The following is an 11271-nucleotide window of genomic DNA, read 5'->3' as shown; positions in this document are numbered from 1 at the left end:
ATGGACTTCCAGCCCGTCCCCGCTGAAGTCCATGAAGCACTTCTCCCCGGCCCGGTGCTCCTGGCGCATGGTGACGCTCACGCACTTCACCCACCGCGCGTAGCGCTCGCAGAACTGGCTGTACTGGTAGCCCTCCGGGTTTCCCTCCCGGTACTCCTGCCACAGCAGCAACTTGGTGACGCCCTTCTTCCTCAGCTCCGCGTGCACGTGCGCCCAGTCCGGCTCGGGCCGGCTCGCCACCTCCTTGCCCTCGTCCGCGAACAGCAGCGCCGTGAGCGCCGCGTCGTCGTCGAGCTCCGGCGGCAGCGGCCAACCCGTCAGCTTCGCCGCCTGCGCCCGGTACAGGTAGCGATTCACCGTGCCCACGCCGATGCCCAGGCTCCGCGCTATCTCCCGCACCGACAGCTTCAGCTCCAACCTCTGCCTCAACAACTCTCTCAGCTTGCGCATGGACAGCCTCTCTGCCGCCATCAAGTCCTCCTTCGGGGGGAGGTCAGAGGCGGCGGCTCGTCCAGCACCGTCAACGCTCCACTGTGTCGCCCATCTCTCGGCCTACCTGCCGGGTGCGTTCCACTTGCCCGGAATCGGTGTTCCACATGGCCGGAATGGGCGTTCCACTTGCTCCGGAATCAGTGTTCCACTTGCCCCGGAATCGGTGTTCCACATGGTCCGGTGCACGCATGGCGGCGCTGGAGGACATGCACCGGCCCGAGGACGCGTACGAGACCAAGACCTTCCGGCCACCGCCCATGAGGCGCGGACTGGAGGGGGAACTGCTGCAACCGGTAGAGGCGGCGGAGCCGGTGCCCGAGTTCATGCGGGAGCGGCCTTCACGGAGCCTGGGGACACCGGCCACGATCGACGTGGAGATGACGGCCTCGGGGGTGCTGCTGGCGGCGAGACTTGGGGGCTGGAGGCGCCGGGTGATGGCGCTGGTGGGCCCGGAGCGGCTGAGCGGGGACTGGTGGGACGCGGGGCCGTACAGCCGGGACTACTACCGGGTGCACTTCGAGGGACTGGGCCCGGCGTGGGTGTTTCGGGACGCGCGGGACGGCCGCTTCTACCTCCAGGGCCTGTTCGATTGACCCTGTGTATTCCCCCTCTCCCTCTGGGAGAGGGCTGGGGTGAGGGTCATTCATTCTTGCGAGTTCATTCGTGCTGGAACATGAAGGCATCAATCAAGTCCAGCAAAAGATCGGCAGGATCTTGTCCGCGCTCCTTCAAGTCCACCATTTCAATTAGATGTCTAGGCTCTAGGAATATAATGATTTTCTTTTCTTCTGAGTAGATAGCGTTTCTTTTGATGTGAGCGGATTTTCCTGGGATGGTTCTGGTGCATAAGAATGCGAGGCGCCCAAATTTTGAAGTCAGATAGTTTTTGATTTGTTCGACGTCTTCTTTGGTGACTTTTTGTTTGTCGTAGTTCTTGAACTCGAAGGGGATGTATTTGGCCTCGTGATCGAGGTGGATTAGGCCCCATGCATTCTTGTGATCACGCATTCGGTTGGGAAAGATTGCATCACGCCTGTCTGTTCCGGATTGTGTTCTTGATTGGATGTGAGGTTTTGATAATGGTGGGACAAAGAGTGCTTGAAGAATTTTAATGCAGATGTCTTCGAATTCTTTCCACCCGTCTTGGCCTGCTGGGCATTTAGATAGTTTTTTCAGCAACTGGCGAGTGTTCATTGCTTCCTCTTGTTGGTAAGAGGAAAGAATTTTCTCACCAGGTCTTCGTGAGCTACCAGGATACGCTTTAGTTCGGTGCCTTCGATTACCCGAAGACGCTCGTTGGATTCGGTATTGATTCGTTCCAGCCATTCATTTGCAATGGATGTCAGTTCGACGCTTGTGATGAGCGCTATATGGCTGTCTTGAGGGAGATGCTCTAGAGTGGCTGCCATTTGGCGTATTAGGGCTAAGCTAGGTCGTACATGACGGTAGTGCTTGATCAGAATGAACCAGGGTTCTTCGGTTGGTGGGTGCCCTGGTGGATTATGTCTAGTGAGATATGCCCGAAGATCGAATCCTCCATCACTGGGCGAAGCGACTTTGATGTCGTGAAATCCAAAATGCGGCAGTAGTTGCTCTATGAGCAACTCGAAGGTTTTTGGTGTTATGTGTGAGAAGTCAATTAGTGAGGCGTTTTTTATTATGTTGATCAGGAGCTTTATTTGCTGTTCTGGTTTGTTATAAGCTTTGATCGGAAGGTATTGCTCAAGTTCTTGAGGGGGGGGAGTTTGGTCTAGGAGAACAGGGATTAGAGTGATGTCGCGCTGTTTGAGTGCTCTGGCTTGAGCGAGGGCGATGTCCGCCTTGATGAGTCGGGAGTTAGATGTGTGGCGCGAGAGGAGCACCACCAGGAAATCGCTTGCTGCCATGGCTTGGTCGAGTTGCTCGGAGATGTTCGCTCCAGGAGTCGCTTTTTGCTCAAGCCAAACATCTACCGCCTCACGCTCAAGCAACTTGGCTACATTGTTGGCTATCTCTGAGTCTGCTCTTGCGTAACTCAGGAATACCTTTGGTTTTTTTGTGGGTGATGGCATTGTTTGTGGTGTTGAGGTGTGGGGGGTGGTTGGGTTCTGCTTCTGATTATAGAGATATCTGGTTTCAGGTGCTAGGGCTTGGAAATTAGGGACTCGGGGTCTTCAGCCGTTTCAGTTTCTTCTCCAGCCTGGGTGACACCAGCACCTGGTTGTCCCCCGTCACCACCACCGCGGACGCACCGTACTTCTCCGCGAGCGCCAGTCCCTCCTGGCCTCCGAGGATGAACACGGACTTCGTCAGCACCTCCGCGTCCACCGCGCTCAGGGCGAGCACCGTCGCCGAGCGCGAGGCCGTCGCCGGGTAGCACGTCCGTGGATCGATGATGTGGTGGTAGCGCCTGCCCTCCAGCACGAAGAAGTTCTCGTAGTCTCCGCTCGTCGAGAACGCCGCGTCCGAGACCTCGAGCACCGCGAACACGCTGTCCGGCTCGCCTCGCGGATCCCGGATTCCCACCTTCCACGGCCGGCCCTGCTTCTTCCCCGCCGCGTAGAAGTCTCCTCCGGCCTGCACGAAGAAGTCCTTGAACCCCTGTGCCCGTAGCTTCTTCACCGCCTCGTCCACGCCCCAGCCCTTCGCCAGACCTCCCAGCCCGAGCTGCATCCCCGCACGCTTCAGCCGCACGCCGCACCCGGGTGCCCCTCCGTCCGCTGCCGGCGCGAACTCCAGGTCCTCGTACGAGATGAGCGCGCACCGCTTCTTCAGCTCGGCTGCGTCCGGCAGGGCAGGGGTCAGGTCCGTCCCGAACCTCCACATCCCCCGCAGCGCCGCCCACGTCGGATCGAACAGCCCTCCCGTCTGCTCCGCCCCCTGCACCCCGCGCCGCAGCGCCGCGCACAGGTCCTCGGGCACCGTCACCCACTCGCCATCCCCGGCCTTGCGGTTCACCGCCGACAGCTCGCTGTCCGGGCGCCACTCGTTCATCACCTGGTTGACGCGCTCGAAGGCCCCGAAGGCCGCGTCGAACCCCTCGCGCGCCTTCTCCGGCGTTCCTCCCACCAGCGTCACCGTCACCGTCGTCCCCATCATCGGACGCGTCTCGGTGCGGACTCGCGGCGCGGGTGCAGCGGCCATCACCACCACCAGCAGGGCACTCAGCATCATGGCCTCCCTCTGTCACATGAGATGCCCTACTGGCGCCACCCACCCCCTCAACTTGACCTCCTGCCCGGACGCGTAGTACGTCATGCATTCTCTGTTTTTGAGAATGAATCTCAAAATCATTCACTCCGCGCCTTCCGGGGCCTTCGCGGGTGCCCTCGCCTTGGTGGTGGGGGCCGGAGTGACGGCGCGCGTGCTCGCACTGCCCAGGCTCCTGCCGGACCTGGACGCGGTGAACTTCGCGCGCTCCCTCGGCCGCTTCGAGCTCGCCGCGCAGGCTCCGCACTTCCCGGGCTACCCCGTGTACGTGGCCCTGGCCCGCCTGGCCTCGGCCGCCGGTGCCTCCGAGGTGCTCGCGCTGGCCCTGCCCGGAATCGTCCTCGGCGCGGTGGCCATCGGCGCGCTGGGCTTCGTGCTGCGGCGGTACCTGGGGGACACCGGGGCGCTGGCGGCCGCGGCCCTGCTGGCCCTGCTGCCCCTGCCCGTGCTCTTCGGCGCCACCCCGGGCTCCGATGGGACGGGCCTCGCGTTCCTGGTGCTCGCCGCCTGTGCCTCGCTGAGCGTGGCCGACTCCGCGCCCCGAGTGGCGGTGTTGGCGGGCGCGGTGGCGGGTGTGGCGCTCGGGGCCCGGCCCTCGTTCCTCCCGGCGCTGCTCGGACTGGCCCTGGTGGTGCCTCGCGGCCAGCGGCTGGCGGCGCTCGCGGGCAGCGGCATCGGCGTGGGGGCGTGGCTCGTCCCCCTGGTGGTCCTCACGGGCCCGGCCGAGCTGCTGCGCATCTGCTCGGGCTTCCTGCTCGGCCACGCGGGCAAGTGGGGCGGCACCGTGGCCGTGCGCCCGGACCTCGGCTGGCGCCTGGAGCACTTCGGCTTCGACATCCTGGCCGCGGGTCTCGGGCTTCCCTGGCCCGGCGTGGGCGGTGACTCCGTGCCCGTGCTGGCCGCGCGGCTCCTCCTGGCACTCGGCTTGACCGCGGCCCTGGTGGCGCTCGCCCATGCGGCGCTCCGTGCGTCGCTGTCCGCCTCCGAGCGTCGCGTGGCCCTGCTGGCCCTGGCGCTCGGCGGCCCCTACGCCGCGTGGATGTTCCTCGGGCAGAACCTGCTCAAGGCGCGCCATGCCCTGCCTGTGGTGCTCGCGCTGTCCCTGCTGACAGCGGTCGGCGTGGCGGTGCTCGCCCGCGCCCGGCCGTCCCGGCCGTCCCGGGTGTCCCTCTCCGTGGCCGGGGCCCTCGCCGTCAGCACCTCGGCCGTCATGCTGCCCGTGGCGCTCGAGCAGGGCCGCGAGCCTTCGCCCGCGGCGCGGCTGGTGGCGCACGTGTCCTCCAAGTTGGCCCCGTCCGGCACGCTGCTCTTCACCGGCGAGGAGGCACGGCTCTTCGAGCACTACGTGCCCCACTTCCGCGCCGGCCGTCCCGCCACGGGCGAGCAGCTGCGCCGCGAGGTGGAGCGCGTGGCCGCCGCCGGGGCGGACGTCTACGTCACCTCCACCGCTCCCGGGGCCGAGGCGCTCGCGCCCCACCTGGAGCCCGTGTCGCGCTTCACGTGCGACCGGCGTGTGCGCTCGCACGCCCACGACATCGTCCTCTTCCACTACCGGCCCGCGCCGCCGGCCCGCCCCGAGAAGGTCCTCTGATGCGCGCCCGCCTGCTCCTCGCCTTCGCGCTCTGTGCCGCCGCGTGCAAGGGCCCCGTGCCCGCGGACTTCCAGCCCGTCCAGGACTCGGCGAAGGGGGCGCCCCGTATCACCGTGTCCCTCAACCGCATCGTCGACGGCCGCTACCGTACCATCACGCCTATGTGCATCGGGCCGCGGTACACGGTGGACGTGCCGGAGGGCACGGCGGCTTTCACCCGGGCGGGCGGGCTGTCCATGCTGCCGGAGCAGATCGTCGAGTTCCGCAACTACCAGCCCGAGGTGCCCACCAACATCACCTCGCTGTCGTCGCCCGCGCCGCTCTTCAGCCCCAACCTGGTGCGCCCCTACAACGTGGCCACCGAGTCCGGGCAGACGTTCTCCTACTGGCGCTACGCCTTCCCGAAGCCGGGTGTCTACGAGTACTTCGACACCAACATGGGGAGCCCGGGCCGCGAGGTGGTGGACTCGTACTACGGCACGGTCACGTACGTGGGCGAGTCGAACGCGCCCAAGGCGGTGGTGTGCGTGGATCCGCCGGGCTGCCAGGCGACGCCCGAGTGTCTGGCGGGCACCGCGCCCGAGGGCACCGTGTGCTGCGTCTGCGTGGGCGTGTGCTGTGGGGGCGCGGCCCCGGAGAGCGAGTGCGCCACGGGCAAGACGTGCCTGCGGGGCCGCTGCGTGGACGTGGAGACGGGCGAGTGATGCGTATGACTTCGAGAGCCACCCTGCCGGGCCGCCATCACCTGTTGCTGCTGTCCCTGCTGCTCGCGCCGCTCACGGGCCTCGCGCAGCAAGAGGGCTCCACGTCCGACCGGCCCGCCCAGGACGCGCCGAAGCAGGAGGAGGGCCCGCGTCTGGACCTGGAAGGACTGGAGGATCCGGCCAACACGGGCACGGCGGCTCCGACGCCCAACGCCGAGACACCGGGGCAGGCGGAGCAGGACACCTTCACCGAGCGGCTCCAGCCCACCACCACGCTGACGCAGCGCGTGGCGGCGATCCTCGACCGGACGACGCTGGGCGGCTACGCCGAGCACGACTTCATCCTGCCGCAGGAGGGCGTGAGCACGTTCCGCGCCCACCGGTACGTGCTCTTCGTCTACAGCCACATCTCCGAGCGCGTCTCCACGGCGACGGAGATCGAGTTCGAGTTCGCGGGCAGCCCGCTCAAGCGTGACGGCGTCCTGGGGGCGGGCGAGGTGCTGCTCGAGTTCTCGGTGGTGGACCTGATGTTGACGGACTGGGCCACGTTCCGGGCGGGCGTCATCCTGGTGCCGGTGGGCGCGTACAACCTGCGGCACGACGCTCCGGCGCAGGAGCTGCCCGAGCGCCCCATCGCGTACACGACGATCGTGCCCACCACCTGGTTCGAGTCCGGCGCGGGCTTCCTCGGAGGCTTCGATCTGGGCCAGGACTGGCGGTTGTCCTACGAGGTGTACGCGGTCAACGGCCTGGACGCGAAGATCCTCGACGGGCAGGGCTTCCGGGCGGCGCGCGGCAGCCACCTGGAGGACAACAACAACGACAAGGCCATCACCGGCCGCGTGTCCGTCTCGCCCTTCCTGGGGCTGGAGGCGGGCCTGTCCGGCTACACGGGCGCGTATGACGCCGAGGGCCGCCGGGTGAACATGATCAACGCCGACGTCTTCTGGCGGCTCGGCGCGTGGGATCTCACGGGCGAGGTGGTGCGCGCCTTCATCGATCCCGGCTTCGTGCAGGGCTTCCCGAATGGCTCGACGGCCAACACGCGCGACCGGGTGCCCACGGGCATGTTCGGCTACTACGGACAGGCCAACTACCGCTTCCGCATCGAGCCCTTCTTCCGGCTGCTGCCGGACGAGTGGAAGGAGGGCCACTTCACCGCCTCACTCCGCTACGAGGAGAAGGACACCGACACGGAGTTCATCACCGCGGGAGACGTGGCGCGGCTGACGCTCGGCCTGAACTTCCGGCCACTGCCGCCCTACGTGCTCAAGACGAGCTTCTTCTGGGAGAAGAGCGGCGGCGATGGCGTGCAGCCCCACGCGTGGTCGGGTGACTTCTGGAGCGAGGGCCATGGGACGTTCCTCGCCAGCGTGGCCTACCTCTTCTGAGAGCCGGAGAACCGATGCGCGCCTTGCTGCTCACCACCGCTGTGTTGCTCGCCGCCGCGTGCGGCGGGAAGGCCGTGCGTCCGGAGGGGGCTCTCTCCCGGGTGGTGGTGGTGGGTGCGTCGGTGGTGCCCAGGCCCGCGCCGCGAGGGTTCACCGGAGACGTGTTCGGCTCGGAGAATCCGCGCGACGTGGTGGCCCGCGAGGGCGCCGAGGCCCTGCGCACCCGCGGCTACGAGGTGCTGGGCGTGGAGCTGACGGCGGGGGCGGCGCCCACGGTGGAGCAGGCCGCGGCCCTGGCACGCCAGTACGGCGCGCAGGCGGCAGTGGTGCTGGTGCTGACGCGGTTGGATCTCTCGTCGGTGCAGCCGCTCGGGCGCGCCGAGGTGGAGCTGGAGTCCATGATGGTGGGCCCGGATGGGCGGGTCCTGTCGAGCGACGATCGCCGGAGCACGACGTCGGAGAGTCTCTATCGCGCCCGGACGGATTGGCGCTCGCATGTCCGGCAGGCCGTCATCCAGGCGGTTCGGGAGTTGCCATGAGCGTGGTAAGGGGAATGACCGTGAAGCACCTGGCGCTGGCATTGGTGGTGGGGTTGGGGCTCGGGGCGTCGCTGCCCGCGCGGGCGGCGGGGACGTTCTTCACGACGCCGCAGGTGCTCAAGGAGTTCTTCCCCAAGAGCCAGCGCGTCACCTACCGCAAGGTGAAGCTCGGGCCCGCCGAGCTGGCCGCGGTGCAGGGGCGGCTGGGCTACAAGCCGGCGAAGCCCGAGTACGTCATCTTCGTGGCCACCACGGGCGAGCACGTGGACGGCTACGCCATCATCGACGACGAGCTGGGCCAGCACGAGCAGATCACCTTCGCGGTGAAGCTGTCGTCCGAGGGCGTGGTCGAGCGCCACGAGGTGATGGTGTACCGGGAGTCGTACGGCCAGGAGATCACCGACGCGCGCTTCCGCCGCCAGTTCCAGGGGAAGACGGCGAAGGATCCGGTGAGGGCAGGGGTGGACATCGACGTGGTGACGGGAGCGACCATCTCGTCGAGGTCGATGGCCATGGGGGTGCGCCGCGCGCTCGTGCTGCTGGACGAGCTCATTCTCAAGCCCGATCCGGGTGAGCCCAAGGGGTAGCCTTCTCGTGCGCCAGTACGCCCGGCCGTTTCCCATCACCCGCCTGTCGCTCGAGGCGCGCGTCCTCTACACCGGATTCCTGCTGTTCCTGGTGCTGGGCTTCGTGTCCTCGGTGTGGCTGTACGCGGACTCGTTCGGAGGCCTGTCCGGGCGGAGCGCGACGGAGTACTACCGGGGCGGTGCCGCGCAGGCCGTGATCGCGCCCGGGGCAGACGCGGCGGGAGGCCCCGCGCTGGAGCTGCCCCCGGATGGACCGGCGATGGACCTGCCCGGGGAGACGGCGGCCACCGCGCCCATGCGGCTGGAGAAGCCCGCTCGGCAGGTGATGGAGACGTTCCACTTCCACCTGTTCACGGTGCCGGTGGTGCTGCTGATCGTCGGGCACCTGTTCATGCTGACGGCGCTGTCCGTGCGGCTGAAGGTGGGCGTCATCACGGTGGCCTCGGTGGCGACGTTCGTGCACCTGCTGGCGCCGCTGCTGGTGCGCTTCGTGGGGCCGCGGTGGGGCTGGCTGATGCCGGTGTCTGTGGTGGGCGCGGCGGTGGGGTGGTTTCCGATGCTGGTGTGGCCGCTGTGGGAGATGTGGCGGCCGGTGCCAGCCTCGTCGGAGGTGGCGCCGGGATGATCAGCGTCGTCATCCCCGCACGCGACGAGGTGGGCGCCATCGCCGGAGTGGTGCGGCGGGTGGGCGCGGCGTTGGCGGGGGAGGCGCATGAGATTCTCGTGGTGGATGACGGCTCGCGGGACGGCACGGGCGCGGTGGCGCGCGAGGCCGGGGCTCGGGTGCTCACGTTGACTGGCGTGGGCTACGGCGCGGCGATCAAGGCTGGAGCCGCCCAGGCGCATGGCTCGCTGCTGGCGCTCATCGACGCGGACGGCACGTACCCGGAAGCGGCGCTGCCCCGGTTGCTCTCGGCGGTGCGAGGCGGCGCGCGGCAGGCGATCGGCGCGCGGCCGAAGCTCGGCGCTTCCGAGCCCTTCGCGCGCTCGGCGGTGAAGGCGCTCTTCCGCGGCGCGGTGCGGTGGCTGGGCGGCTTCGAGGCACCGGATCTCAACTCGGGCCTGCGGGTGCTGCGCACGGCGGATCTGCTGTCGCTCGCACCGGTGCTGCCGGATCGCTTCTCGCTCACCACGACGCTGACGCTGGCGCTGGCGGCGGCGGGAGACCCCATCGTCTTCCTGCCCATCGACTACCACGCGCGCGTGGGCCGCTCGAAGTGGCGGCCGGTGCGGGACACGTGGCTGATGGGCCGCACGGTGGCGCGAGGCATCGGCTGGCTGCGCGAGGGCCGGGCCCCGAGGACGCTCGCGGCGCTGGAGCTGCCGGCGGTAGGAGGCACGGGGTGAGCGCCACGGTGGTCATCGGCGCGGGACCCTCGGGGCTGGCCGCGGCGCATGCGCTCGTCCGGGCCGGTAAGCGGGTGGTGGTGCTCGAGGCGGCCGAGCAGGTGGGCGGACTGTCGGGCTCGTTCGACTTCGCGGGCTTCAAGGTGGACTACGGCCCGCACCGGCTGCACCAGGCGGCGGGGCCGGAGGTGCTGGCGCTCTACCGGGAAGCCCTGGGCGGCGCGCTGCACGTGAGGGCGCGCAGCGGCATGGTGCACGTGGGCGGGAGGCGGCTGCCGTATCCGCTGTCGCTGCTCGGCATCGCGCGAGGCCTGGGGCTCTCCGAGGTGGCGAGGCACGGGCTGTCGGCGGTGATGGCGCGGTTGCGTCCACCCGAGGGGAACCACTTCGGGGCCGAGGCGGCGCGGCGGCTGGGACGGCACGCGGCGAGGGTGCTGTACGGGCCCGCGGCGAGGAAGGTGTGGGGCCTGGCGCCGGAGGAGTTGGACGCCTCGCTCGGGCGGGCGCGGGTGCAGAAGGGGGGCCCGCTGGCGGTGGTGCGCGCGGCGCTCGGGCGCGGAGGCGCGTCCGCGGGGCGGCGGTACTTCTACCCGGAGGGCGGCGTGGGCGCGCTGGCCGAGGGCCTCGCGGAAGGCATCCGCCGGGCCGGTGGCGAGGTGCGTTGTGGCGCGGCGGCCGAGGGGCTGGTGCTGGAGCAGGGGCGGGTGAGGGCGGTGGTGGTGGGGGGGCGGGAGCTGCCGGCGGAGTCGGTGGTGGCCACGGTGCCGCTGCCACTGCTGTGCGCGTGGACGGGGCGGCCCGAGGCGGCCGAGGGCCTGGATTACCGGGCCCTGACGCTGTTGTACCTGTTGCTCGCGACGCGGCGTGGCACGCCGCAGGACGTGCACTACTTCGCGGACGAGCGGCTCCCGGCCAACCGGCTCTTCGAGGCGAGGAACTTCCTGGGCGGCGCGGGGCCTTCAGGCCAGACGGTGGTGGGCTTCGACCTTCCGTGCGCGGTGGGGGACGGCCTCTGGCGGGCCTCGCCGGAGGAGCTCACGGAGCGGGTGCGCCCGGCGCTGGAGCGGACGGGGCTGGCGGGCGTGGAGGTGCTGGGCGCCCGGGTGCGGCGCATGGCGGCGGCCTATCCCCTGTACCGCAAGGGCTTCGCGGTGGCGCGCGAGCGGGCGTTGAACGAATTGAGTCGGGTGGAGGGCCTCTACCCGGTGGGGCGAAGCGCTCTCTTCGTCCACGACAACGTGCACCACGCGTGCGCGGCGGGTCTGACGGTGGGGAGAATGGTCTCGGAAGGCGCGAGTTCCCGAGTCTGGCGCGCCCGGCAGAAACCATTTCTCGAAACGCAGATCGAGGACTGACTCGGTGCTATGTCCCCTCTCCCTCTGGGAGAGGGTCAGGGTGAGGGTCTTCCCAGAGCAGTTCCGGGGTCCTGGA

13 protein-coding genes are annotated in these 11271 nt (G+C 68.5%); 9 read left to right on the top strand and 4 right to left on the bottom strand.

Annotation, left to right across the window (positions count from 1 at the left end):
• On the bottom strand, positions 1-471 hold a 471-nt coding region (locus VFZ09_RS04865), incomplete at its 3' end, for a sigma factor-like helix-turn-helix DNA-binding protein (protein ID WP_329726292.1).
• Positions 472-680: 209 nt separating this feature from the next.
• On the opposite strand from VFZ09_RS04865, the gene VFZ09_RS04860 reads away from it, so the two are divergent.
• Complete coding sequence (locus VFZ09_RS04860; RefSeq protein WP_329726291.1) at positions 681-1085, top strand: hypothetical protein; 405 nt, start codon at positions 681-683, stop codon at positions 1083-1085.
• Positions 1086-1149: 64 nt separating this feature from the next.
• Here VFZ09_RS04860 and VFZ09_RS04855 read toward each other — a convergent pair whose 3' ends face one another.
• From VFZ09_RS04855 to VFZ09_RS04845, 3 genes are all read right to left on the bottom strand, one after another.
• Positions 1150-1686 carry a hypothetical protein gene (locus tag VFZ09_RS04855; protein WP_329726290.1) on the bottom strand — a complete coding sequence of 179 codons (537 nt, stop codon included), beginning with the start codon at positions 1684-1686 and terminating at the stop codon, positions 1150-1152.
• Positions 1683-2543, bottom strand: coding sequence for a TIR domain-containing protein (locus tag VFZ09_RS04850; RefSeq protein WP_329726289.1), 861 nt, complete (start codon positions 2541-2543; stop codon positions 1683-1685). Before VFZ09_RS04850 ends, VFZ09_RS04855 begins: the two co-directional genes overlap by 4 nt.
• Before the next feature lie 85 nt (positions 2544-2628).
• Positions 2629-3645 carry an FAD:protein FMN transferase gene (locus VFZ09_RS04845; protein WP_329726288.1) on the bottom strand — a complete coding sequence of 339 codons (1017 nt, stop codon included), beginning with the start codon at positions 3643-3645 and terminating at the stop codon, positions 2629-2631.
• Positions 3646-3748: 103 nt separating this feature from the next.
• Between VFZ09_RS04845 and VFZ09_RS04840 the strand changes: the two genes are divergently transcribed.
• From VFZ09_RS04840 to VFZ09_RS04805, 8 genes are read left to right on the top strand one after another with little or no spacing between them, the layout of a single operon-like run.
• Complete coding sequence (locus VFZ09_RS04840) at positions 3749-5272, top strand: glycosyltransferase family 39 protein (protein WP_329726287.1); 1524 nt, start codon at positions 3749-3751, stop codon at positions 5270-5272.
• Entirely contained in the window at positions 5272-5976 is a 705-nt protein-coding gene (locus VFZ09_RS04835; RefSeq protein WP_329726286.1) for a hypothetical protein, read from the top strand. Before VFZ09_RS04840 ends, VFZ09_RS04835 begins: the two co-directional genes overlap by 1 nt.
• Positions 5977-5981: 5 nt before the next feature.
• A complete protein-coding gene (locus VFZ09_RS04830) occupies positions 5982-7367 on the top strand; it encodes a hypothetical protein (RefSeq protein ID WP_329726285.1) in 1386 nt (461 codons plus the stop codon).
• Positions 7368-7381: 14 nt separating this feature from the next.
• Positions 7382-7906, top strand: coding sequence for a hypothetical protein (locus tag VFZ09_RS04825; protein ID WP_329726284.1), 525 nt, complete (start codon positions 7382-7384; stop codon positions 7904-7906).
• Positions 7903-8493 carry an FMN-binding protein gene (locus tag VFZ09_RS04820; RefSeq protein WP_329726283.1) on the top strand — a complete coding sequence of 197 codons (591 nt, stop codon included), beginning with the start codon at positions 7903-7905 and terminating at the stop codon, positions 8491-8493. Before VFZ09_RS04825 ends, VFZ09_RS04820 begins: the two co-directional genes overlap by 4 nt.
• Before the next feature lie 7 nt (positions 8494-8500).
• A complete protein-coding gene (locus tag VFZ09_RS04815; protein ID WP_329726282.1) occupies positions 8501-9118 on the top strand; it encodes a hypothetical protein in 618 nt (205 codons plus the stop codon).
• Positions 9115-9840, top strand: a complete 726-nt coding sequence (locus VFZ09_RS04810) for a glycosyltransferase family 2 protein (protein WP_329726281.1) — start codon at positions 9115-9117, stop codon at positions 9838-9840. The genes VFZ09_RS04815 and VFZ09_RS04810 overlap by 4 nt, the downstream gene beginning before the upstream one ends.
• The gene (locus tag VFZ09_RS04805) at positions 9837-11195 is read left to right on the top strand and encodes a protoporphyrinogen/coproporphyrinogen oxidase (RefSeq protein WP_329726280.1); all 1359 of its coding nucleotides are present in this window, start codon (positions 9837-9839) and stop codon (positions 11193-11195) included. The genes VFZ09_RS04810 and VFZ09_RS04805 overlap by 4 nt, the downstream gene beginning before the upstream one ends.
• Positions 11196-11271 lie beyond the last annotated feature (76 nt).

Source organism: Archangium sp. (genome assembly GCF_036277355.1).
GTDB lineage: Bacteria > Myxococcota > Myxococcia > Myxococcales > Myxococcaceae > Archangium.
Note: the sequence above shows the minus strand (reverse complement) of the source record. Positions and strands in the feature narration are given on the sequence as shown.

What these genes read in the sequence shown, in the direction of transcription:
- VFZ09_RS04845 (WP_329726288.1), bottom strand. Translation starts at nt 3,645, where the DNA reads ATGATGCTGAGTGCCCTGCTGGTGGTGGTGATGGCCGCTGCACCCGCG.
- VFZ09_RS04820 (WP_329726283.1), top strand. Translation starts at nt 7,903, where the DNA reads ATGAGCGTGGTAAGGGGAATGACCGTGAAGCACCTGGCGCTGGCATTG.
- VFZ09_RS04850 (WP_329726289.1), bottom strand. Translation starts at nt 2,543, where the DNA reads ATGCCATCACCCACAAAAAAACCAAAGGTATTCCTGAGTTACGCAAGA.
- VFZ09_RS04860 (WP_329726291.1), top strand. Translation starts at nt 681, where the DNA reads ATGGCGGCGCTGGAGGACATGCACCGGCCCGAGGACGCGTACGAGACC.
- VFZ09_RS04835 (WP_329726286.1), top strand. Translation starts at nt 5,272, where the DNA reads ATGCGCGCCCGCCTGCTCCTCGCCTTCGCGCTCTGTGCCGCCGCGTGC.
- VFZ09_RS04840 (WP_329726287.1), top strand. Translation starts at nt 3,749, where the DNA reads ATGAATCTCAAAATCATTCACTCCGCGCCTTCCGGGGCCTTCGCGGGT.
- VFZ09_RS04855 (WP_329726290.1), bottom strand. Translation starts at nt 1,686, where the DNA reads ATGAACACTCGCCAGTTGCTGAAAAAACTATCTAAATGCCCAGCAGGC.
- VFZ09_RS04830 (WP_329726285.1), top strand. Translation starts at nt 5,982, where the DNA reads ATGACTTCGAGAGCCACCCTGCCGGGCCGCCATCACCTGTTGCTGCTG.
- VFZ09_RS04810 (WP_329726281.1), top strand. Translation starts at nt 9,115, where the DNA reads ATGATCAGCGTCGTCATCCCCGCACGCGACGAGGTGGGCGCCATCGCC.
- VFZ09_RS04825 (WP_329726284.1), top strand. Translation starts at nt 7,382, where the DNA reads ATGCGCGCCTTGCTGCTCACCACCGCTGTGTTGCTCGCCGCCGCGTGC.